The 23,832-nt window shown below is 65.5% G+C and carries 11 protein-coding genes; 7 read left to right on the top strand and 4 right to left on the bottom strand.

The window, feature by feature from the left end:
* The first annotated feature begins 123 nt into the window (after positions 1 to 123).
* Both U5782_RS01880 and U5782_RS01875 read left to right on the top strand, forming a co-directional pair.
* Entirely contained in the window at positions 124 to 399 is a 276-nt protein-coding gene (locus tag U5782_RS01880; protein ID WP_322042168.1) for a hypothetical protein, read from the top strand.
* A 146-nt stretch (positions 400 to 545) separates the two neighbouring features.
* Positions 546 to 1,715, top strand: a complete 1,170-nt coding sequence (locus U5782_RS01875) for a helix-turn-helix domain-containing protein (protein ID WP_322042167.1) — start codon at positions 546 to 548, stop codon at positions 1,713 to 1,715.
* A 62-nt stretch (positions 1,716 to 1,777) separates the two neighbouring features.
* Here U5782_RS01875 and U5782_RS01870 read toward each other — a convergent pair whose 3' ends face one another.
* The 4 genes from U5782_RS01870 to U5782_RS01855 all read right to left on the bottom strand — a co-directional run bounded on the left by U5782_RS01870 (position 1,778) and on the right by U5782_RS01855 (position 10,588).
* Complete coding sequence (locus U5782_RS01870; protein ID WP_322042166.1) at positions 1,778 to 3,505, bottom strand: hypothetical protein; 1,728 nt, start codon at positions 3,503 to 3,505, stop codon at positions 1,778 to 1,780.
* A 43-nt stretch (positions 3,506 to 3,548) separates the two neighbouring features.
* On the bottom strand, positions 3,549 to 7,964 hold the full coding sequence (locus tag U5782_RS01865; protein ID WP_322042165.1) for an AIDA repeat-containing protein: 4,416 nt from the start codon (positions 7,962 to 7,964) through the stop codon (positions 3,549 to 3,551).
* A 222-nt stretch (positions 7,965 to 8,186) separates the two neighbouring features.
* Positions 8,187 to 9,506, bottom strand: coding sequence for an autotransporter strand-loop-strand O-heptosyltransferase (locus tag U5782_RS01860; RefSeq protein ID WP_322042164.1), 1,320 nt, complete (start codon positions 9,504 to 9,506; stop codon positions 8,187 to 8,189).
* Positions 9,507 to 9,601: 95 nt separating this feature from the next.
* Complete coding sequence (locus tag U5782_RS01855; RefSeq protein WP_322042163.1) at positions 9,602 to 10,588, bottom strand: helix-turn-helix domain-containing protein; 987 nt, start codon at positions 10,586 to 10,588, stop codon at positions 9,602 to 9,604.
* Positions 10,589 to 11,167: 579 nt separating this feature from the next.
* Between U5782_RS01855 and U5782_RS01850 the strand changes: the two genes are divergently transcribed.
* The 5 genes from U5782_RS01850 (at position 11,168) to U5782_RS01830 (ending at position 23,826) form a co-directional block, all read left to right on the top strand.
* Entirely contained in the window at positions 11,168 to 11,962 is a 795-nt protein-coding gene (locus U5782_RS01850) for a hypothetical protein (RefSeq protein WP_322042162.1), read from the top strand.
* 109 nt (positions 11,963 to 12,071) lie between these two features.
* On the top strand, positions 12,072 to 13,016 hold the full coding sequence (locus U5782_RS01845) for an AMP-binding protein (protein ID WP_322042161.1): 945 nt from the start codon (positions 12,072 to 12,074) through the stop codon (positions 13,014 to 13,016).
* Between the two features lie 9 nt (positions 13,017 to 13,025).
* Positions 13,026 to 20,780: an SDR family NAD(P)-dependent oxidoreductase gene (locus U5782_RS01840; protein ID WP_322042160.1), complete on the top strand. Its 7,755-nt coding sequence runs from the start codon at positions 13,026 to 13,028 to the stop codon at positions 20,778 to 20,780.
* Positions 20,777 to 22,006: a 3-oxoacyl-[acyl-carrier-protein] synthase III C-terminal domain-containing protein gene (locus tag U5782_RS01835; protein WP_322042159.1), complete on the top strand. Its 1,230-nt coding sequence runs from the start codon at positions 20,777 to 20,779 to the stop codon at positions 22,004 to 22,006. The genes U5782_RS01840 and U5782_RS01835 overlap by 4 nt, the downstream gene beginning before the upstream one ends.
* A complete protein-coding gene (locus U5782_RS01830; protein ID WP_322042158.1) occupies positions 22,006 to 23,826 on the top strand; it encodes a polyketide synthase dehydratase domain-containing protein in 1,821 nt (606 codons plus the stop codon). Before U5782_RS01835 ends, U5782_RS01830 begins: the two co-directional genes overlap by 1 nt.
* Positions 23,827 to 23,832: the final 6 nt, after the last annotated feature.

Below are 23,832 nucleotides of genomic sequence, written 5' to 3'. Positions count from 1 at the left end.
CAAGTTCCTCGTGTAGTGCTGGTCGAGTGGTTTTGTGTGACAGCGTGTCCGCCACGAACGGACAGCGCGCCGATGCCGCTCGCCATTCCTTGAAGCGGAGTGTGAGGTATGAGGGGACCTGTCATGATCAGCAAAAGCAGTGCGCAGCCTGACGCGGCGGCGCGGATAGAGGCGTGCTGCGTCACCTTGTTCGAGCGGTGGTGTGAGGGCAGGCTGGTGATTCCACTCGCCTACCTGATGTCCGTCTGGCCGCTTGCCAACCCGTCGCCTCTCTATATGAGGCGGCTTTCTCGCTCGCTCGACGATCTGGTGCGCGCGCACGGCGAAATGCTGGGCGATGACGACTGCCGTCTGATCGAAGATGCGATCGCCCATGCCGAACGGCCGCAGCGGAATTAAGTCCTTCTCGCAAACGATGCAAACCGTCAAGCAGCAGCGGCAAAGAAACGCAAGTTGCACTTCGGGTTGGCTGTGTATCGCGCCGGTTGCCGGGCAGGGCGGCGTGGCGCGTGTAGCAGCACATCCGCACAACAGGGGAAAACAAGATGGATCGCCTTTCCAATGGATTTGGTGTGGTGTCCAATCGAGCCGGGGGGCTACGCAGCACCCGCACGGTCAGACAGATCGCAATCACGTTGTTCAACGGCTTCGCGCAGCAGGAGGCTATTACTGTTGCGCGGGCATTCCAGTCGGCCAATGCCCTGTCGCGCTCCTCGCGTAGCGACAGCGCGATCTACAACGTGCGCCTGCTTTCCGCGAGCGGCGGCATGATCGCGAGTTCGTCGACGATGGTCGTCTGGACTGAGAGCATCGAGGCCTGCCATCACGGCGAGGGCTTCGACGCGCTGTTCATCATGGGCGGCGCAGGCGTGCAGCATGCGCTGTGCGACGAGCGCCTTGTCGGCTGGTTGCGCCAGGCCGTGCCGTTCTGCCGCCTGACCTTGCCGATCGCGGAGGGGCGCCAGCTGCTCGATGCAGCCAGCCGCGTGTCCGCGCATCACAGGCCGCCATCGGCCAGTGGCGGTACGCGCAACGTGGCGCCGCGTTCGAACGAAGCGTGTGCCTACGCCAACTTCGTGGGGCCGCTGCGCATGGCGCTCGATGTCATCCAGATGGACCTGGGCATGGACATCGTCAACCAGATTGCGGTGGCCGTCGCGCCCCCGGCCGAAACGCAGTTCACGGCCATCGTGCGCAAGAATGCCGAGCACTTCGTGAGCGAACGCATCCAGGCGTCGGCGCGCTGGCTGCTGGCGAATGCCAGCAGTCCGGTCGTCATGCGCGAAGCGGCGCGCGTGGCGGCGATGAGCGAGCGCAATTTCCTGCGGCGCTTCAAGATCGAGATCGGCGTCACGCCTTCCGAGTATCTGATGTACGCGCGGCTCGACATGTGTTGCCGGCTGCTGGTCGAAACGAACCTCTCTGTCGACAAGATCGCGGAGCGTTGTGGGATCGGTTGCGGCGGGCGGCTGTCGAAGCTCTTGCGCAAACATCTGGCCACCACGGCGACCGCCTATCGCGCCGACGCGCGGCGCGTGTCCGGTGCGCCGCTGCCGTTCCCGGCACAGGAGGCCGCGGCGCTGGCACTGCCGATTTCACAGGCGGTTTCAGCGCCCGTCGCGAAGACCGTCACACCGTCAGTTGTGCAGACGGTAGTGCCCGCCACGCGTGTAGCCGTTGCCGTGCCTTCGTCCGGGATCGAACCGATGACCTGATGGGATGCGTGCAACCGGGCAAAGAGAGAAACGGACGGGCGCATCATGCCCGTCCGTTAGCTTTAGAACGTGAACGAAGCGCCCGCGAAGATGGAATAACGCACGAGACTGCCAAATTCGCTGCGGCTCGGTCCGAGCGTCACCGAAGGCACGAAGTAGAGCAGCCAGTTCTTGCCGACCTCGTACTCGACGTCCGACAACAACTGCGTCGAGTGATCGTTGAGGTCCTGAATCACGCGTACGGTGAGGCTCACGTTGCGCACGAGCTTCGAGTCGACGTATTGCAGCAGCAGATAGTCGCGACGCGGATAGGGATTGGTTGGATCGAGCGTGAGCGACGAACTGCACTGCGCGATGTCATGCGTCGTGCAGCCCGCATTGTGGTGAAAGTATTCACCTGTGATCATCGCGCCGTTCATGAGCGTATAGGTCGCGCCGGCCAGCAGGTCGTAGTCGGGATGCGGGAGCACCGGATTCGTCGCGGTCGAGAGCGCCGCGCTGCCTTCGCTGTAGAGCAGCCACGCATCGGACACGTTCCAGCCGCCGAAATACCCCATGCGCCACGGCGTCGTATCGCGTTTGGACACGACCAGCGAGAAATAGGTTTTCTCGCCGGTGTAGTCGAACTTGGACGCGTAGGCCTTGTGGAATGGACCACTGGCCTCGTTGCTGTCATTGAGCCGTCCCGCGCCCGTGTTGGCGATGAACGAACCCGTAAACGACGAGTTCGGGATCGCGACGACGCGCGCATAGTCCAGCCCCGGCTGCTCGATCGCCGGATTGTTCTTGCCGTTGTTCTGGTTGAACGGATTGGACGGCGAGAGCAGTTGCGAGGGGCCCCATTGCAGATTCTCGCGCCCATAACTCACGAGCAGCTTGTCCGTGACGCGATAGCGGGCAATCCACTCGTTGATGTAGGCGGTCGCGGTTGTGAGATCGGTGCCGCCCTGGACGCCGTTCTGCACACGGTCCCAGTCCGCCTCGAAGCGCGGCTTGATGCCGAGTTCGAGTTGGCGGAAGTTCAGGCTGAAGTCGGGGCGCAGCGCGAGTTGCGTCTGATAGCGCTGGATGCCGAGCGCGTTGTTCGGGTTCAGATTCGAGTTCACCGGGTCCTGGAGCACGCCGTAACCCAGCACGTTGATGCGCGAATAGAAGCCCGCGACCAACTCCTGGGCGAGCGGCGAATCCAGCGCGGGCTCGTCAAGGCCTTCTTCGCCTGCGGCGGACGTTGCCCCGGCGGCTGGTGCGGCCGCCACGACGGACGGCGCGTCAGGGCCGCTAGCGAGCATGACGGCCTTCGAAGACGCATCCGCAGCAACGGCGGCCCCCTTTGCACCCGCCGCGCCAGCTACAAGCGGCGCGGCTGCGTTCGCGGCATCGGCTGCCACGGCGTCTTCCGGCAACGGCGACAGGGTGAGCGGAATCGGCTTGCCGTCGATGGGCGGAACCTCACTGTGGTCGTCGGCAAGACCCGGTGGAATTCGTGAGGTATCCAAATCATCGGCGCTATCTGCGTCGAGATCCTTTTTCGCACTGGCGTTCCGCGATGCATCGCTTTTCGGTGCAGGTGCGGGTGCGGGCGCATTGAGCGGCGCGTCGGAGTCCAGCGCCAAATCGTTTTCGACAGGCTGGGCGATCGGTGCGGTGAGGCCAGGCGGCGCGAGCGCATCGGCGGTCACCGGCATGGATGGCGGATCGACGGAATCCGCAGGGTCGGCGAGTACGGCGCCAGGCACGGCCAGCGTCACACCGAGCGCGAGTCCCGAAGCGATAAAGAACGGTACGGTCATAACGGTCTCCCAATCCGGTTTCCAGTCAGCTCAGCCTCACGTCTCAGAACCGGTAGTCCAGCTTGATGCTGCCGGCCTTGATCGACGTGTTCGAGGTATGCAGTAGCGTGTCGAACGCAGCGGACACCCACAACGAGTGCGTCACCCGCATGTTCAGCGAGACGCCCGCGGTGACGAGGTTGCGCGGCAGCGGCACGCCGGCTGCCGTGAACTGCGTGCCATCCTGCGCGCTCACGGACACAGCGCGATTCGTGCTGCCCACCTCGCGCGCGTAGCCCACATACGCTTCCAGGTGCGAAGGCATCGACGCGCTGCCGAACGCATAACGCAGCGCCATCTGGGCATACGGCTGCACGCTCTGGATGTTGTCGGTGCCGACCGACAGGTCCTGATTGCCCGCGCCCGACTCGCTGAACGACTGGCCGTGGAAGTACGCGAAGCGCAATCCCGCGCGCGGAATCAGCACGAAGCCGCCCAGTGAGGGCAGGGGCATGCTGGCCTGCGCGGCGGCGGTGACTTCCAGACCGTTGTGGCTGCCCGACGCGGTGCCGGTCGTGGTATCGAACGGCCGCTTCTGGTCGATGAAGTCATAGCCGAGCCCGACGGTGGCGGCCAGGTTGACCGGGCCGGTCCAAGTCGCGCCGTAGGCGGACCAACGCAGGCTGTCGGCCGTGCCGGTGTCGGGCGTTTGCGCTTCGCTCACGTCGAGATGGCTATAGGCCAGCGTTCCGCCAATGTCGTAGCTGCCGATGCGATGGTCGTAGCCCGCGATAAAGCCATACTGATGCGCCGAGTAGCCCGAGATGCTGCCGTTGTCGTCGGTGCGCGCGTAGTCGCCGATGGCCTTGATCCACACGTTGTCGGTGCCCGCGATGCAGTCGCGCGTGTTGGTGCTGCGGCACAGACGGCTGACGCGGTCGAGGATCGCCGCGTTGGTGGCCTGGGCGACCTGCGAGATCGCCGACCCCATCGCCGTATAAATGCTCGTGTCGATCGGCGAAAGGACGAGATCGACTTCATTCGCCTTGTAGGTGACGCTGGGTGTCACATAGTTCAGGTTCGCGCCGCTTTCGACGATCGCGACCGGCGAGCCCGAGAACGTGCCGTTGATGGACGATGCCGTGAGCAGCTTGACCGTGCCCGGCCCATAGACGCTGGCCGCCGCGCTGCTGCCCGCGTCGTAGACGATCGCCAGCGTTCCGGCGAGCGTGGCGTTGCCCATCACGGCGAGCTGCGAGGCGGAGGTCGGGCTGATTTCCACGGCCAGCGTGGCCGTGGAGGCCTGCTGGTAATTGCCGACGATTGTGGTGGTGCCGATCGAACCGCCGGGGCTCACGGTGCCGTCGTTGACGACGTTGCCGTCGATCGTGCCGTGCCCGCGCAGCGTGCCCGCCTGACCGACGACCACATCGCCGCCGAGCGTAGCCGACGAGTGCGAGCTGTCACCGACTTCGAGCGTGCCGGCCAGCACCTGTGTCGTGCCGCTGTAGGCCGCGCTCGCGCCGTTCAGGACGATGGTGCCGCTGTTGGCATCGACGAGCGTGCCGCTGCCCGTGAACGAGCCGCTATAGGTGTAGGTGCCACCGAGGTCGAAGACGAGCGTGCCGTCGTTGTGGGTGTTGCCCGCGAGCGCGCCGGACGTGCCGCCCTGGCCGAGCATGAGTGTGCCGCCGCCGTTGACCGTTGCGCTCACAACGGTGCCGAGCACATTCTGCATGCCGCCGCTGTTGACCACCGAACTGCTGGTCACGGCGTCGGGCATGACGACTTGCGTGCCGCCGCTGTTGATCACGGTGCCGCTCGTGAGCGCGCCGCTGTTGACGGCCTGGAGGCCAGCGGCGTTGACGGTCGTGAGGTTGGCGAGGCTGCCCGCGTTGACGCTCTGCGTGCCGCCATTGAGCGTCGTGTCGATCACGACGGACCCGTTCGTCAAGTATTGAACGCCGCCCGAATTGACCGTGGTGCCAATGGCCGTGCCGCCGCTGGTAACGTTCTGCACGCCGCCGTTGTTGACCGCCGTGACACTCGCCACGCCTGCGGATGCGATGTATTGCAGCCCGCCGCTGTTGACGCTGGTTCCGGTGGCGAGGCCTCCGGCCCCCACGAACTGCGTGCCGCCGCCCGAGAGGTTGGAGCCACTGACCGTGCCGGACAGTAGCACGTATTGCGTTCCGCCACTGCCGACCAGCGTGGCGCTGGCCGTGCCGCCGCTCGCCACGTACTGGGTGCCGCCCGAAAGCAGCGTGCTGCTGGTCGCGAGGCCGCCCACCACGTATTGATTGCCGCCGCTGTTGACGGTCGTGGAGACGGCCGTGCCCGCGCTTGCGACGAACTGCACGCCGCCATCGTCGATGCTGTTGTTGGTGGCGACCCCGCCTTCGGCAATGGTCTGCGTGCCGCCGCTTTCGATGCTGTTGCCGCTCGCTACGCCGCCGACCACGTATTGATTGCCGCCGCTGTTGATGGTCGTGGAAACGGCCGTGCCTGCGCTTGCGACGTATTGCGCGCCGCCGTTGTCGATGCTGTTGCCGGTCGCGACACCGCCACTCACGATGGTCTGCGTGCCGCCTTCGACAAAGGTGGCGCTTGCCGCGCCGCCTGCCACGTACTGATTGCCACCGCTGCTGATCGTCGTTGAGACGGCCGTGCCTGCACTCACGGCGTATTGCGCGCCGCCGCTAGTGATGCTGTTGTCGGTGGCGACACCGCTGGCAATGGTCTGCACGCCGCCATTTTCGATGGTGTTGCCGCTCGCCACGCCGCCCACCACATACTGATTGCCGCCACTGGAGACGACGGTGTCGAGCGTGTTGCCCGCGCTCGCGACGTACTGCACGCCGCCGCTAGTGATGCTGTTGCCGCTTGCGAGACCGCCGCTGGCCACGGTCTGCACACCGCCGTTATCGATGGTGTTGGCTGTCGCTACGCCACCCACCACATATTGATTGCCGCCGCTGGAGACTACCGTCGTGGACGCGCTGCCTGCGCTCGCGACGTACTGCACGCCGCCACTGTTGATGCTGTTGCTGGTTGCCACGCCGCCGCTGGCCACCGTCTGCGTACCGCCGCTATCGACGGCATTCATGTTCGCGGCCCCGCCCACCACGTATTGATTGCCGCCGCTTTCGACCCAGGTGAGATCCGCCGTGCCTGACGCCGCGACATACTGTGCGCCGCCACTATTGATCGTATTGCTGGTGGCGACGCCACCGCTGGCAATCGTCTGCGTGCCGCCGTCGAGGACATTGCTCGTGGCCGCGCCGCCCACCACGTACTGATTGCCGCCGCCGGACACGACCGTGACGACCGCGCTGCCCGCGCTCGCAACGTATTGCGCGCCGCCGCTGTTGATGCTGTTGCTGGTGGCGATGCCGCCGCTCGCGATATCCTGCGTGCCGCTGCTGTTCACATCGGTGTAGAACGCGTTGCCGCCGAGCACGTACTGGACACTGGCGGAATTGACGGAGGTGCTGGTGGCCGTACCGCCGGACCCGATGGTCTGGGCACTGTGATCGAGCGTCGTGTCGATGGCCGTGCCGCCGTGGCCAATGCTTTGCGCGCTGAGTTCGAGGGTGTTGCTGGTCGCGGTGCTCGCGTAGCCGATGAACTGATAACTGGCCGTGAGCGTGTTGCTCGTGGCCGTGCCGCCGAGGTCGACATCCTGCACGCTGCCGACGAGCACGTTGTTGCTGGTGGCGCCGCCGTTATCGACCACCTGCACGCTGCCGGTGAGCGTGTTGCTGGTGGCGGTGCTGCCGCTGCCATTGACGATCTGCATGCCGCCGATCACATCGTTGTCGAGCGTCGTCCCGCCGCTGTTGACGAGCTGGATGCCCGCGATGATGGTGTTGCTGGTCGCCGTGCCGCCGCTATCGACGAACTGTAGCGCCGCGTTGAGCGTGGCGCTCTGCACCGTGCCGCCGGAGCTGACGACGATCGTGACGCCGTCGGGCGCGGACGGCGTTGCCGAGATGCTGAACGTCCCCGAGCCGAGCGCCGCGGCCAGCGTGATCTCGGCGATCTGTGCCACGACCGGCACCGCGCCGATGCCGTTGACGACCGTGTTGGTGGCGCTGCCGCCATCGGCGATGTACTGAAGCCCCGTATAGACCGTCGTGCCGCTGGCCGTGCCGCTATCGACGACATACTGCGCACCGGCGTTGTTGACGGTCGTGCCGTCGGCGGTGCCCCCCGTCACCTGCTGGGCGCCGCCGCTGTTGACCACGGTCGAGACGGCCGTGCCGCCGCTCAATACCTGTTGGGTCGGGTTCGAGCCGGTCGGCACGACGACGCCAGAGACGGTCTGTCCGGCGCTGACGACGTACTGCGCGCCAGCGTTCGTCGACCAGCTGTGGGCCATGACCCCCGACAGGAGCAGCGCCGTGAGGCGGGAGATCCGCTGGGCGCGCCGCCCAAACATGTGCACACAGAATCTGCGGCGATAAGTGATCGATTTCATTGTGGTCTCCCTGTGTGACCCCACACAGATGCGTGTTCAACGGAGTGATGTCGCCGGGTTGTTGTGTCGCGATCTGCCGCGGCCCAGCGGCGCTTTCTGGTGCATCTCTTCCACCTGTTTTTCCTGCTGTTTAAAATTTGATTCGCATACCGAATTAATTAACATGAGGCCAACTGACGCGAAGCGATGTTGCTGTCGTGGCCTTGCTGCCGGATCAGTGGGTTAGTTTTCGCCAGGCGTGGCCAGCGTTTTGGCCGCTGCGTTGGCGAATGCGGGCAGACGCTGGATCGCCGCCTTTACTTGCGTAGCCGTGATAAGCCGCGTGCATTCGAATTGGCGCGGCGTGCCGGCGTGGCGCGGACACCAGAGGAAATCGCTATGATCGAAGCGCACGCGCGGGTCGTTCCAGCAGCTATTGCACGCGTGATAATTGATGACGCGCCCCGGCGTCGAGAATTCATTGTTCGCATTCGAGAAGCCGCTGATCAACACGATCGGCGTGCCCGCCGCCCAGGCGAGCCAGGATAGTCCGCTCGATAGCCCGACGAAGAAGTCCGCGTGCCGCAGCCATCTCGCGCGTTCGGTGATCGGACGCTCGCCGGTCTGATCCTCGGCGCCGTGCGGAATGTGATTCCAGACGATCCCATGACCGTGCACGGGCTTTTGATCGATGCAGATCACGCGATAGCCCTGGTCCTTCAGAAAGGCGACGATCTCGCGCCAGCCCTCCGGGTTGTTCCAGTACTTGCACTGCGTGGTGCTCTGCGTCGCGATGCAGACATAGCGCTCCTCGATCGGGCGTCGCTCGTCGTCGAGTGCGAGCAGGGGCGGCGTTTCGGCGGGATCGACGCCCAGGATGAAGCCCGCGGTGCGGTGCAGTCCGGTTTGGCGGAAGTCGCATGGCTGCCAGTCGCCGGCGCTGTCGTCGAAAAACAGGCCGATGTTGTAGGTCGCGTAGTAGCGCTCGGGCTGCACCGATTCCGGATCGATGAACTCGATCTCGGGATAGGCTTCTTCGAAGAGCGGAATGAGTTTGGCCGACATCGCGCAAGTGAGGCGGCAGTGATGCTGCCGCTGAAACTTCACCGCATACGGGAACCAGCCAACGATATCGCCCAGCGTGCCGACCGGAAACTGGATCAGCACGGGCAGGCTGGCGGCGTCGTAGGCATGGCTCACGAGCGCAGGGCGATCAGGACGCGTGCGGTCATGGATCTCGATGCCGAAGCGCACGAAATACTTTTTCGCGCTGGTGACCACGCCCGCGCCGATCGCCGTCTCGTAGAGCACGTTGCCGGTGTCGAGATCGGTCAGCCTCACGCGCCAGTCGCCCGCAGGCAGCGTGACACGGCAGCCCAGATTGAAGTCGAAGCGAATGCCGTCGGCAGCCTGCTGCGTGGGCAGTGGCGCCGGAGCGGGAAACGGCGCCTTGGCCACGGGCGCGGCGCTTGCGACCGCCTGCTGCGCGCGGGGCGCTGCCGATGCTTCATGGCGAGGAGCCGATGAGCGATCAAGCATTTCAGGTTGGTTAGTATTGCTCATTGTTATTCCCGTTTCGTCTGGTTGCTTTGTTTTCACCCGACATCCCCGTGAGATCACATAGGGACCGGCTGGCCCGTCACACTTTTAAAAGCGGCTTAAATACCGGTATTGAGCGTTTCGATTGCGGCGCCCGTCACGGGGCGCTCGCGCGCCAGCGAGCGGTATTCCAGAGGAGAAACAGAGAGGTACTTGAGAAAGTAGCGGCGCAGATGATCGCCATTGAAGAGCCCGCAGCGCCGCGCGATCTTGTCGACTGGCAGGTCGGTCTGCACGAGCAGGAGCTGGGCGTTTTCCAGCCGCACGCGCGCGAGATATTCGCGCGGCGTCTGTCCGACTTCGGCCTTGAAGCGGCGCAGGAAATTGCGCTCGCTCATGGAGGCGCGCCGCGCGAGTTCGGAGATCGACACCGAGCCGGCGTGATTGCTTTTGATCCACAGCAGCGAGGCTTCGATGCGCTCGCTCAGGGCGAACGTGCCAATCCCCGTGGTTCTGCCGCCGCTGCGGGTCGATGGCAGCTTCGCGCGCAGCATCTCGCTGCGAATGCGCACGAGCGTGCCGAAGTCGCGTTCCGCCATCGCCAGCACGCGTTCCACCGCGGCCACGCTGCGCGCATTCCTCGCGGCATTGCGGCTTGGCGTATCGTCCGACGTCGGGCGCACCTGCATGAGCAGCGCCTCTACGTCACTCGAAATGGCGATCAGTTCGACGTCGGGTCCGGCCTGAATCAGCCAGTCGATCACGTGCGGGGCGAAGGTGGTGTGGCCGCTGCCGACGAAGATCGCCTTGAACATGCGCGGGTCGTACGCGTCGATGTTCTCGGCGAACAGCCGGATCGACGAGGCGCAGGCGACATTGCCTTTTTCCGTGGAAAGCACGCAAACGTCGTATCGATGCGTGGTTTCGTCCGACCAGGACAGGGCGTCGTTGACAAGCTGCCACGTTTCAGCCACCGATGCCGCTTCGCTCAGCTGACACGCTTCGAGAATCAGTATCGCAATGCGGCTCGTCGTGTAGGCGGCGGGCGCAGCGTCATCATCCCGTGGCGTGTGGTTCCCCGTTTTATCGCAGTCTCTCAAGCTCATCGCGGTCTCCCGTTCAAGCGTGCAAATCTAGTTATCCGCTGCGTTGCATCATACTGGCCACGTTTTTGAGGAGTTGCATTTCGTCGGAATGGAAGGTTTTTTTGGCGGAATCTGGCATCGATGCCTTGAACGCCTTGAAAGGGTCCTTATTGCATGATGTATTCGTACTTCACGGGGTAATCCATGAGGGTGTTGTAGCTAAATCTCCTTTGCGAACGGACGTTTGGAATGCTCGGTGTGCAATGCGGAAATCGTGTCTGAAACTTTAGGGAATATGGCGGATACAACGAAATTTATCCAATACCATCCATTTAACCGGTTCGGCACTTACAAGCAGTAACAAACACGCACAAACAGGGGGAACGCCGGGGGCATCGGTATGAAGATGCGGGCCAGACGAAACGGCCACGGCGGGCAAAAAAGGACAGAAAAAGACGTTAAAGGACATTTAAGGACGTCAAAGGACATAAAGGGCGGGAGATCCACCCTGCGGTGCAACGGGGAGCGTGGCGAGCCGGGTTCCGGCAACAGGGAAGCAGGTTTCGAGGATGACCGTAAATTAATAAGGATGGCTGATCAATGAACGAGAGCCAGATTTTCATTTCGAAGATGCGCGACACGTTTAGCCAGATCGAGTACGCGGGCAGTATCGAAGATTGCCTGAGCGAGCTGGCGGTGAAGGCGGGGGACGTGCTCAATGCCGCATGCGCGATCGTCATGCTGAGCGAATCCCAGGTGGAGGAGATGGGGCTGCGACCCGGCACGGGCTTCGGCGATGTGCTGGAGGGAGGCAGCGCGGGCGTGACGCAGAACGTTGATATCGCAACGCTAGAACCGGTGGCATCGATCGTATCGTGCGAAGCATTGATGCCCGGCGCGCTCCCGGCACCGTCGCTCGAAAGCATGCGCATGTTCTCCGCGATCGAGATGCAGGGCAAGGTGATCGGTGTGATCCGCGCGCATCAGCGGCAACCGGCGCGCTGCTTCGATGCGGACGACCTTCAGCTATTCGGCCTGCTCGCGCTCGTCATCACGCGCTCGATCCAGGTCATCCATATGCAGCACATTCTCAAGTCGCGCTTCGCGCAACTGGCGCTCACGCGTAGCACCGAGAGAACGATCGGCGAGATCGTCGCCGAGTCGGCGCAATCGCCTAACCAGATGGCCCGCATTCTCGCGAAGTCGTTCTACCGCGAAATGATTAGCGCCGGGTTCAGCTTCAACCAGATCGTGTATGCGGCGACCGAGGTCATCTCGGAGCTGACCGACAACATGCGCAAGCACAAGAACGCGTACCGTCGCCGTGTGGCGAAGACGAGTGCGCCGGAGCTGGAAGGCCATGTCGGACCGGTGGGGCAGGTCGACGCCATTTGAAGTGCAGTTGCGAGGACAGTTGCGGGGGCGGGCGCACGGCCGGTGCGAGGCAGGGCTGCCTCGCCGCGTCGCGCCGCACCGCCGCGCCGCCGTACGTAAGGGGAACGCCATGAATGTGAGACCAGACGTGGGCCAGTGGCTCACGGAGCACCGCGTTGTGATGGATGGCGATGCGCTGTTGTGCCGGGTGCCGCACACCGCACTCGACTGGACGATGCTGGAAGAAATTATTCAGCATCCCATATCGAATAACGAACCTGCGCGCGATCCGTATCCGCAAGCGGTTCCCGTTCATGCGCTTACGCTCGACCATCTCGTGCCGGAGCCGATCCATCGTCGCTTCGAGGTGCGCGCCCAGCTCAATCCAGGCGCACGCGCCGTGAAATTCGGCGAGGACGAACTGACGTACGGCGAACTCGACAGTCAGGCGGACAGCCTCGCCGCGATTCTCCAGGAAGAGGGGCTGGCCCCGCGCGAAGTGTGCGCGGTGCTCATGCCCGTGTCGCTCGCGATGGTGCGCGCGATTCTCGCCGTGCTCAAGGCGGGCGGTGTTTGTCTGATGCTCGACCCGCTCAGCGAAGGCCCGCGCCTCGCAGCCGCGCTACGGGCGGCTGGCGCGAAAACCGTGATCACCCAGCGCGCGGAATTGCCGTGCTGTGCGGGCATCGCAGCCCATGTCGTGTGCTGCGACGACGAGACCGGCGCATGCCACGCCAACTGGCCGAGCGACTGCGCGGCCGATGGCGTGTCGCCGGTCTGCGCGGTCTGCCGCGATGCCGGGGGCGATGCGCCAACTGTCGTGTTCCAGCAGCATACCGACGTACTGGACCGGCTGGAGTCGATGCAGGCGATGGCGCCGATCGGTCAGGGCGACTCGCTGCTCCAGGACGCCGAGCACGGCTTCGACGAAGCTGTGTGGCAGTCCTTATGGCCGCTCACCCAGGGCGCGCGGCTGGTGTTCCTGCCGCAGCGCGAACGGATGAGTCTCGAAAGCGTGCGCCAGCTCATCGAGCAGGAGCACATCACGGTCATGCACGTCAACTTCCGTGGATAGGGGGCTTCGATGAAAACGACTCGGCAAAAATCGCTCGCGGTGATGGCGCTCACGCCCGCTTGCTGGCTCACGCCGGCAATGGCCATCGCGGCCTGCCGCGCGGGCGCCTCGGGAGTGCTGGACCTCGGTATCGGCAAGTCGCACGCGGAGGTGGAAGCCGCGCTGGCGTGTCTCAAACAGGGTGTTTCGGAGTCCGCATCGTGGGGCGTGCGCTGGGATGCGGGCAGCGACGCGTCGGGCAGTCTCGCGACCTTGTCCGCGTTGCTGGGCGACGCGCTACCGGTGCCGCTGCTCGTGCTGGCGACATCGGGCGCCGACGACGCCGCGCGGCTGGCCGGCACGGCGCGCGCGCTGGCGGCCACGGTCATTCTGGAGGTGCAGGATCTGCGCGGTGCAAAGGCGGCGCAGGACGCGGGCTTCGACGGCGTGATCGTGAAGGGCCACGAAGCGGGCGGCCGCGTCGGTCCGCACGCCTCGTTCATCCTGCTTCAAGAACTCAGTGGTCAGCTCGACATTCCCTGGTGGATCCAGGGCGGCATCGGCCTGCATACGGCGGCGGCTGCGTTGCTGGCCGGGGCAGCGGGCGTGGTGCTGGGCGAGCCGCTCTGGCTGGCCGAAGAAGGGCCGTTCAAGACGCCTGCACAACGCATGCAGTGGTCGAAGCTCGACGGCAGTGAGACCGTCGTGATCGGCACCGGCGATACGCAATATCGCTTCTTCAATCGCTCGGGACGCGCGCATCTGCGCGAACTCGACGTCGCGCTCGCGAAAGGCGAGGCCTGGCAGGATAGGCTCGCGCCGCGCATGCTCGGCGACGACGGATTGATCGCACTCGGTCAGGACATTGCGTTCGCGCCAGCTTTTGCAGAACGCTACGGCACGGTGGGGCGCATGATTACTGCGGTGCGCGAGCACGCCCTGGCCGCGATCGAGCAGGCCGCCGCGCAAACGCCGCTCGCGCCGAACGCCGCGCTCGCGCAGCAACACGGCACGCGTTACCCCATTGCGCAAGGCCCGATGACGCGCGTGAGCGACGTCGGTGCGTTCGCTACCGCGGTGGCCGAAGGCGGCGCCCTGCCATTTCTTGCGCTCGCGGTGCTGCGCGGCAAGCAGGTGCGCACGGTGCTCGAAGGCACGGTCGAGCGCATCGGCACGCGTCCGTGGGGCGTCGGCATTCTCGGCTTCCTGCCGCTGGAATTGCGCCAGGCGCAGATGGAAGTCGTGCGCGACTTCAAGCCGCCGTTTGCGATCATCGCGGGCGGGCGGCCCAGCCAGGCGCGCGAGCTGGACGAAGCGGGCACCGTGACCTATCTGCACGTTCCGTCGCCTGGCCTTTTGCGGGGCTTTCTCGCGGACGGCGCGCGGCGTTTCGTTTTCGAAGGCAGCGAGTGCGGCGGCCATACGGGCCCGCGCACCAGCTTCATCCTGTGGGAATCGGCCATCGAATTGCTGGTTAATGCGGATATCAAGGACCCCACCGCCGTGCAGGTGCTGTTCGCGGGCGGCGTGCACGACGCGCTTTCGGCGGCGATGGTTAGCGCCGTGGCCGCGCCGCTCGTCGCGCGCGGTATGAAGATAGGTGTCCTGATGGGTACGGCCTATCTATTCACGCACGAGATCGTTTCGCAGGGCGCGATTGTCGAGACGTTCCAGCGCGAGGCCGTTGCCTGCGAGAAAACCGCGTTGCTGCAATCGGGTGTGGGCGTCTATACGCGTTGCGCGCAAACGCCGTTTTGCGACGAGTTCGAGAAGGTGCGCCGCGATCTGGTCTTGTCCGCGAGTTCGGACGAAGACACGCTCATGAAGCTGGAGATGATGAACATCGGGCGGCTGCGTATTGCGGCGAAGGGCATCGCGCACCGCAGCGACGCGGAGATGGCGCGCGGCGACGACGGCTATGTCGACGTGGACGAGGCGACACAACGCAACGAGGGCATCTATATGCTCGGCGAAGTCGCGCGGCTGCGCACAGCCACGTGCAGCGTGGCGGAGTTGCACGAGAACGTTTCGGCCGGCAGTGAGGCGCTGCTGCGCCGCCGTGCGCGACCGGCGTCGTTGCCGTCCCGCGCGCGCCGCGAGGACATCGCGATCGTCGGCATGGCGTGCCTGTTCCCGGGCGCGCAAAACGTACGCGAATACTGGCAGAACATCCTGCGCGGCGTGGATGCGATTCGCGAAGTGAGCGACGAGCGCTGGCGGGTGGCCGATATGTTCGATCCGAAGCGCGGCACGCCGGACAAGATCTATTCGAAGTGGGGCGGCTTTCTCGACGATATCGCTTTCGATCCGCAGCGTTACGGCATCGCGCCTGCGAGCGTCGCCTCGATCGAGCCGGTGCAACTGCTTTCGCTCGAAGTCGCGCGGCTCGCGATGGAGGACGCCGGGTTCGATCGTCGCGGCGTTGCGCGCGAGAAGACCGCAACGATCTTCGCTGTCGGCGGCATGAACGATCTCGGCACGATCTTCAATTTCCGCGCGCTGCTGCCGCACTATCTGCGCAACGTGCCGGGCCTGTCCGACGAGGCGCGCGAGCAGCTCCTCGCTTCGATGTACGAAGACGTGCTGCCCAAATGGACCGAGGATACCTTCCCCGGCATTCTCGGCAACGTGATCGCCGGGCGCGTGGCGAACCGGCTCGATCTGGGGGGCGCGAATTTCACGGTCGATGCCGCTTGCGCCTCGTCGCTCGCCGCGCTCGACGTGGGCATGCGCCAGTTGCGCAGCCACGATGCGGATGTGGCGCTGGTGGGCGGCGTGGACGGCACGAACGGGCCGCTCGGCTTTATGTGCTTCGCGCAGACCTATGCGCTTTCGCCGCGCGGGCGCTCGCGTCCGTTCGACGACAGTGCGGACGGCATCGCCATCAGCGAAGGCGTGGGCGCCGTCGTGCTCAAGCGGCTCGCCGACGCCGAGCGTGACGGCGACCGCATTTACGCCGTGATCAAGGGCATCGGCAGTTCGAGCGATGGACGCAACCGCAGCCTGACCGCGCCGCATCCGCCCGCCCAGGTGCAGGCGCTCAAGCGCGCCTACGCGGAAGCGGGCGTCAATCCCGCCGACGTGACGCTGATCGAAGCGCATGGCACCGGCACGGCACTGGGCGACAAGTCGGAAATCACCGCGCTCAATCTTGCGTTTGGCGAAGCCGGCATGGGCACTCAGGTGTGCGCGGTCGGTTCCGTCAAGTCGATGATCGGGCACACCAAGGTCGCGGCCGGCATGGCGGGGCTCATCAAGGCCGCGCTCGCACTGCGCCATCGCGTGCTGCCGCCCACCATCGGCGTGGACAAGCCCGCGAGCGGCATCGACTTCGAAACGTCGCCGTTCTACGTGAATACGCAGACGCGGCCCTGGTTGCGCGGCGCGCAGGCGCAACCGCGTTACTGCGGCGTGAGCGCGTTCGGCTTTGGCGGCACCAATTTTCATACGGTGCTGGCCGAGTACACGGGCGGCTTTCGCGATTCGGATGCGCTCGACCTCAACCCGCGTGACGCGGAAATCTTCGCCTTCGCCGGGCCGAACCGCGCCGCGATCGAGAAGGCCGTCCTCCAGATGCAGCAGGCGCTCGATCGCACCCAGTCGGTCAATCTCGCGCAACTGGCGTGGTCGCTGTGCCGCGAACAATCGGCCGTCAAGCGCGTGAATGGCTCGCATGCCTGTCGACTCGTGGTGCTCGCCACGTCCGTCGCGGATCTGCGGCAGAAGCTGGCGCGCGTGCTCCAGTTGCTACCGGACCACGCCGAGATCATGGCGCCCCCGTCGCTCTTTTACGCCGAGCGCAAGGAAGGCGCGGGCGGAGTGTGCTTCCTGTTCCCGGGGCAGGGTTCGCAGCGCGTGAACATGCTGCGCGATCTTGTTGCGACCATACCGGGCGTGCAACGCTTCTTCGAGGAAGCGGCGCCGCAGGAAGGCGAGTCGGCCCCGCCGCGCATTGCGTCGCGTATCTATCCGGTGCCCGTATTCAGCGATGCCGAGCGCGATGCGCAACAGGCGGCGCTGAACGACACGGCCGTGGCGCAACCGGCGCTGGGCATGACCGGCATGGCGGCGTTCGACGTGCTCACACGTTTCGGTCTACGTGCGGATTTTGTCGCGGGGCATAGCTATGGTGAATACGTCGCGCTGTGCGCAGCGGGCGCGCTGTCGTTCGATGCGCTGATCCGCCTTTCGAAGGTGCGCGGCAAGCTGTCCGCGGCGGCGCCGCTCGGCGCGATGGCCGCACTCGAAGCCGACGGCGAGCATGTGGCCGACACGATCGCCAGTCGCGATTTGAAAGTTAGTATTGCGAATCTCAATGGACCGGATCAGACCATCGTGTCCGGCACGGTTGAAGCCATCGACGCCGCGTTGCCGGTGTTTGCCGAAGCGGGACTGCGCGTGAAGAAGCTGCCGGTGAGCGCGGCGTTCCATTGCGACATCATGGCGGGTCCGCGCGATGCGCTGGCCGCGGAACTGGCGGACGTCGAATTCAGCGCACCGCACGTACCGGTGTACAGCAATACGACGGGCGAACCCTATCCGCAATCGGGCGAGGCGGTGCGTGCGCTGCTGGCGCGCCATATCGCGGAACCGGTGCGCTTCGCGGAAGAAATCGAGGCGCTCTACCGTGCGGGCGCACGGGTGTTTATCGAGTGCGGGCCGGGTCTCGTGCTCGGCGGTCTGGTCGATCGCATTCTCGGCAGCCGGGCGCATGCCACCCTCGGTCTCGATGCACCCGGCCGCCCCGGCGGTTTGCAGCTCGCGCAATTGCTGGCGCAGGCCCAGGTCATCGGCCTGCTGGTGCGGCTCGATGCGTGGTTCGCCCATCGCGGGCTGAAGGACTGGAGCGTCGACGAGGTGTTCGCCGATGCCGCGACGCGCGACGCGCCCGGTCCGCTCGTGTGGCGCGTGAACGCCGCGCGTGCGAAGCCGTGGCACGCGCCGCAACCGCGCGCGGCCGCGCGGCGGCAGGCGGCGCCGGCCGTGGCTGTCGCGCCTGCGCCTTCCGTATCGCCTGCACCGTCTCCCGACGTGCGGCCTGCCGCTGTAGCCGTACCCAATCCCGCACCCGTCGCGGCTGTTCCAGCCGCTGCGCCCCGCGCGCCTGCCGTTGCCGATCCGGCGCCGGCCATCGCCGCAGCAGTGCCTGCCTTTGCGCCGGCGCTACCGCTTACGCCTTCCATCCTCAGCGACAGGAGAACCACGATGAAAATGGAGAACCTACCCGGCGAAGGGCCCGGGGCGATTGCGCGTGGTGCGCCGCCCGTCGAGCGCTGCTCGGAGACCGAATTTGCCCAGATCCAGTTCGGCGTGAGCCGGCTGCTGGAGTTGCAGTTCGAGCAGCAACGCAGCTTGCGGCACTTCCTGGAGTTCCAGGCGCAGCTCGTCGCCATGCCGCGCCAACGCTCGGCTATTGCCGATCCGCTGCAACAACCGTCCCCCTATGCGATCCTGGGCGCGGTGCCGCTGGCCGCATCCGCTGCGCCTCTCGCTGCGCCCCAGCAGGCCGTGCTGCCCGCGCAAACACAGCCGCAAGCACCGCTACAGGCGCAGCCACAAGCGCAACACCAACCCCAGCCCGTGGCGTTCGCGACGACGCTCGACGCTGTGCCGCCCACGCCGGTCCTGCCGCGCCAGATCACGGCCGCCACGGTGGCTGCAACCGCGCCCGCAGTCGTGCCGGCCACTGTGCCTGCGCCCGCGCCGCAGCGCGTCGCACCCGCATCCAGCGCGCCGATCGAGGCTCCGCATGCACTGGCGAGCGCACCCAGCACGGCCGACGCAGCCACCCACGCGTCGCCCGAAGCTTTCAAGGAGCACCTGCTGCAAGCGGTTTCGGAGCGCACCGGCTATCCCGTCGAGATGCTCGATCCCGACGCCCATATGGAAGCCGATCTGGGCATCGACTCGATCAAGCGCGTCGAAATTTTCAGCAACCTGACGACGAAGTTCAACCTGCTCGGCGAGCGCGACGAGGAGGCCGTGATCGAGGCGCTTTCGGGCCTGAAGACGCTCAACGAAATCGTGGCGTGGTACGCGGACATGACCGGGGTCGCAAAGAGCGAGGCGAATGTCGCCGCTGGAGGGCATGCGCCAAAAAAAGCCTCGGCTCCACCGACTTCGTCCAATGAAGCGGTGGAGTCCGATGATGATGTCGCGCACGTCGACCCCGTGCAGTGCTATGCGCTGGAGGCGGTCGCCGCCGGGCTCGACGAGGCGGCCGAGCCCGGCCATCTGTTCGCGCACGCGGGCGTGCTGCTGGTCGGGGCCGGTCCGCTCGCCGACGCCTTTGCCACCGCGCTCGCGGGGCAGGGCGCCGAGGTGCGCCGCATCGTGCCCGGCACGCACACGCGTGCCGTCGACGATCAGCAGTACGAAGTGGACCTCTCGTCACTCGAGCCAGTGCGGCAACTGCGCGAGCTCGTCGCTGCTGCGTCTGCTGCGCCACCCGTCGCGCTGATCAACGTGATGGGCGCCGATGCTCACGCGCCGCACGCCCATCGCCACGACGCCCGTGCGCTGTTCCTGCTGCTCAAGGCCTTCGAGCCGGACCTCAAGGCCGGCGCGCAAGGGGGCGCGTGGATCGTCAACGTGACGGCCTTCGACGGGCAGTTCGGCCTGAGCCGCTCGCGCGCGTTCGAGGTCGAATGCGCGGGCGTGCTGGGCGTGGCGAAGTCGGCGGCGCGCGAGTGGCCGGGCGTGAAGGTCAAGTGCGTGGACGTCGATCCCGCGCTCGCACCGGCCACCCAGGCGGCGCGGGTGATTGGCGAACTGTGTAGCGGGCAGCCCGGCGTCGAGGTGGGCTATACCGCCGAGGGGCGCTGGCGGCTCGATCTGCGCCACAACGGCGTCGTGCGCCAGGATTTGTCGCGGCTCACGCTCGATCCCGATGCGGTGGTGCTGGTCACGGGCGGCGCGTGCGGCATCACGGCGGACGTGACCCGGGCGCTGGCTGAGCGCTATCGTCCGAAGCTCATCCTGGTGGGCCGCAGCCCCTTGCCCGGCGACGAGGACGAATCGACCGCCGGTGTCGAGGACCAAGCCGCGCTCAAGCAGATCCTGATTCGCGAGCGGCGCGCGCAGACGGACAAGGTCACGCCAGCGGAGATCGACCGCATTTACACGCGCATTCTGCGCGATCGCGAGATACGCGCGAATCTCGCGGCGATGCGCGCGGCCGGAGCGAGTATCGAATATCACAGTCTGGACGTGCGCGACGAAAAATCGTTCGAACAACTGATCGATAACGTCTACGAACGATACGGCCGCATCGACGGCGTGTTGCATGGGGCGGGCGTGATCAGCGACAAGCTGATCGCCGACAAGCCGCTCGATGCCTTCGAGGCCGTATTCGACACCAAGGTCACGCCGGCGCTCGTGCTCGAACGGCGGCTGCGGCCCGAGCAACTGAAGTTCATCGTGTTTTTTTCGTCGGTCACGGGGCGCTTTGGCAACGTGGGCCAGTCCGATTACAGCGCGGCGAACGAAGTGCTCAACAAACTCGCCGACCGAATGTGCCACACATGGCCGCATGTGCATGCGCTCTCGATCAACTGGGGACCGTGGGACGCGGGGATGGTGAGCAACGAATTGCGCCGCCTGTACGCACTGCGTTCGATACGCCCCATACCCGTCGAACTTGGACGACGGCACTTCATGACCGAACTGGAGCGGGGGGCGAGCGGGACGCCCGAACTCGTGATCTCGTCGAGTATCCAGCAGATCGCCGCGCTAAGGCTCGGCCCGGACGCACGCAAGGCTAACCAGGGGAGCACAGTCAAATGAATACATTCGCCAAGCCCGTCCTCGCCAACTTCTGGCCTGCCCAGGTCGCCAAGCCGGTGGCGCAGCGCATCACGCTTGAGGTGAGTTCATACGCTCTTGCAATGGGCTTTTGCCGCACACACGATATCCAGTCGCGCGACGGCATCCGGCAAACCGTGCGCGATTTCAGGGATAAATTCTCGCGTTACGCGGTGACGCCCGATCAGATTCGCCGCCGTCAACTGGTGTTCTTTCCGCGTTTGCGTGATATCCGCTTCGTCGACGGCGAACTCGTGCTGGCCGATCCGGCGCCGGAACATCGGCATCTGCGTCTGCATTCGCAGGATCTGAAGGACCCGAAGGGCGCGAATATTCGCGAACGCCACGAGAGCTATGCGAAGGTCGTGGGCGACTGTCTCGCCGAGATGTACGACGGCGACCCGGATGCGCCCGACGACATGATCCACGTGACCAGCACCGGCTATCTCTCGCCGAGTCCCGTTGAGCGCATGGTGGCGCACAAGGAATGGTTCGACACGACCGTCACGCACAGCTATCACATGGGCTGCTACGGCGCGTTTCCGGCGATCCGCATGGCGCACGGCTTTCTGTCGTCTTCGCATTTCGGCGTGACGGCGCCCAAGCAGCGCGTCGATGTCGTGCATACGGAATTGCTCTCGGCGCACCACAACCTGGAGGACGGCAGCGCGCAGAACATCGTCGCGATGACGCTCTTCGGCGACGGCTTTATCAAGTATTCAGTGTGCTCGGACGAATACGTGCGAACGCACGGTCTGCGCGGTCTGCGCGTGCTCGCCTTCGACGAGCATCTGCTGCCCGACTCCGCCGACGAAATGACCGAGATTCCGGCGCCGCATCAGTTCCAGATGACGCTCACGATACGCGTGCCCATCGTCATCAAGCAGCATGTGCGCCGTTTCGTGACCTCGCTGTTGCAGAGCGTGGGCATCGACTTCGAGCGCGAGAAACACAGCATCGTCTTCGCGATCCATCCGGGCGGCCCGCGCATCGTCGAGCACGTGCAGGACGAACTGGGATTGCGCGACGACTATGTCGGCATCAGCAAGGACGTGTTCCGCGACCACGGCAACATGACGTCGGCGACGATTCCCTACATTCTCAAACGCATCGTCGAAGAGAAGTCGATCGCACCAGGCACGCGCGTGGTCTCGCTGGGCTTCGGGCCCGGCATGACCGTGACCGGCCTCGTGATGGAGAAAGTGTGATGCTCAATCACCACGACCACGGCATGCCCATCGTTGCGCGGCTCCATGAAGTGCGCGCCGCGGCTGGACTCGCGGCCGAAGAGGGGCTCGCGACTCACGAAGGGACCGCTGGCACACAGGAAGCCGTTGCCGAACGCGTATTGCCGTTCGTCGGCGACGTGGTGCGTCACGAACCGGGCGTGGCGGTGAGCATCGAGCGGCGGCTTTCGCTCGACGAGGACCTGTTTCTGGCCGATCACCACTTCGTTCAGGCAGACGGCGTGAAGCCGCTCTCGGCGTGCTTTCCGGTCGTGCCGATGACGGTGAGCCTGGAGATCATGGCCGAGGCCGCGGCGTGTCTGGCGCCGGGCTACGGACTGATCGGCTTCGAACAGGTCAGTGCCGCGCGCTGGATCGCACTGGCCGATACCGATTCGCTCGCGCTGCGGATCGAGGCACGCGTGCGCAGTCTGGATGTGGCGCGCGAGATCCGCCGCATCGACGCTGAGATCTATGTGCACGGTGAGATCCGGCCGTCGATCAGCGCGACCGTGCTGTTCAGCTCGCACTATCAGCTCGATCTGAATCTGGGATTCGGTGTGCTGAATGCTCCGCGTTCTTTGTCCGCCGGACATGTCTACGAGGAGCGCCAGCTCTTTCACGGACCGCGCTTCCAGTGTCTGACCGGCGAGATGCTGGTGGGCGAACGCGGCGTGCAGGCCGATCTGCGTGTCAATTCGCCGGCCAACCTGTTGCGCTCGACTGAGCAGCCGCAACTGCTGATCGACCCAGCGCTGCTCGATGCGGTCGGGCAGGCGATGGCGGTCTGGACCTTGCAGCAGGGTGGCATCGTGTTTCCGATCGGCCTCGGCAAGCTGGAGTTGTATCGCGCCACGCCCGCGCCGGGTACGCGCGTGCCGATGCGCATCGAGATTACGAGCGGCGCGGGCAAGACGCTTGCCGCCGATGTCGAGATCGAGGACGGCCAGGGCGGCGTGTGGCTGCGCGTGAAGGACTGGCGTTCGTGGCGTTTCCAGTGGGACCGCAAGCTGGTGGCGTTTCGCCGCCAACCCGAGAAGCATCTGCTGAGCGACGAGCTTGTCCTGCCGCCCGGGGCAGTCGATGCGGACGCAACGGGGCGGCGCGTGACGAAAGCCTGCCTCGTGGGCTTCGATCTGGAGCTGCTCGCGCGCCACTACCTGAACGCAGACGAAATGCGTGTGTTCGCAAGCCACGCGCAGCCTGGACAACAGGCGGGGCGGCAGCGCGCCTGGTTGCTCGGCCGCATCGCGGCGAAGGACGCGTTGCGCGCGTGGCACGCACGCGAACACGGCCTTGAGGCGGCGCTGCATCCCGCGGCGTTTGGCGTCGCCAACGACGCGCGCGGCAAGCCGGTCGTGACGGGCTGGCCCGAGCCGAACGCGCCCTCGCTCACGATTGCGCACAGCGGCGACGAAGCCGTGGCGATCGTGCAGCGCGCGCCGGTGGGCGTCGATATCGAGCGCATCGAAAGCCGCGACGAGCCTTTCCTGCGCGCGATCGCGGGCGACGCTGAACGCGCCTTGCTTGACGACCTCGTGAGAACCGACGCGCTGACGCCAGCGCAGCGCGATGCCTGGGTCACGCGGCTGTGGTGTGCGAAGGAAGCGCTGGGCAAGTGGCTCGGCACCGGCGTGGAGGGCGCACCGCATCAGTTCGAAGCGACGGCGCTCGAATCGGGAGGGCATCTGCACATGCGCCATCGGGGCAGCGGGCGCGAAGCGCAGGTGAGCACCTTGCAGGACGGCGCGATGATCGTCGCCGTGTGTCGTGAATGCGGACGTGAAAAATCCGGGTCCTGAAAACAG

Origin of the sequence: Paraburkholderia sp. J67, from assembly GCF_905220265.1 — a bacterium.
Taxonomy (GTDB): Bacteria; Pseudomonadota; Gammaproteobacteria; order Burkholderiales; family Burkholderiaceae; genus Paraburkholderia.
The sequence above is the reverse complement of the archived record's forward strand: the minus strand, read 5'-3'. Positions and strand labels throughout refer to the sequence as shown.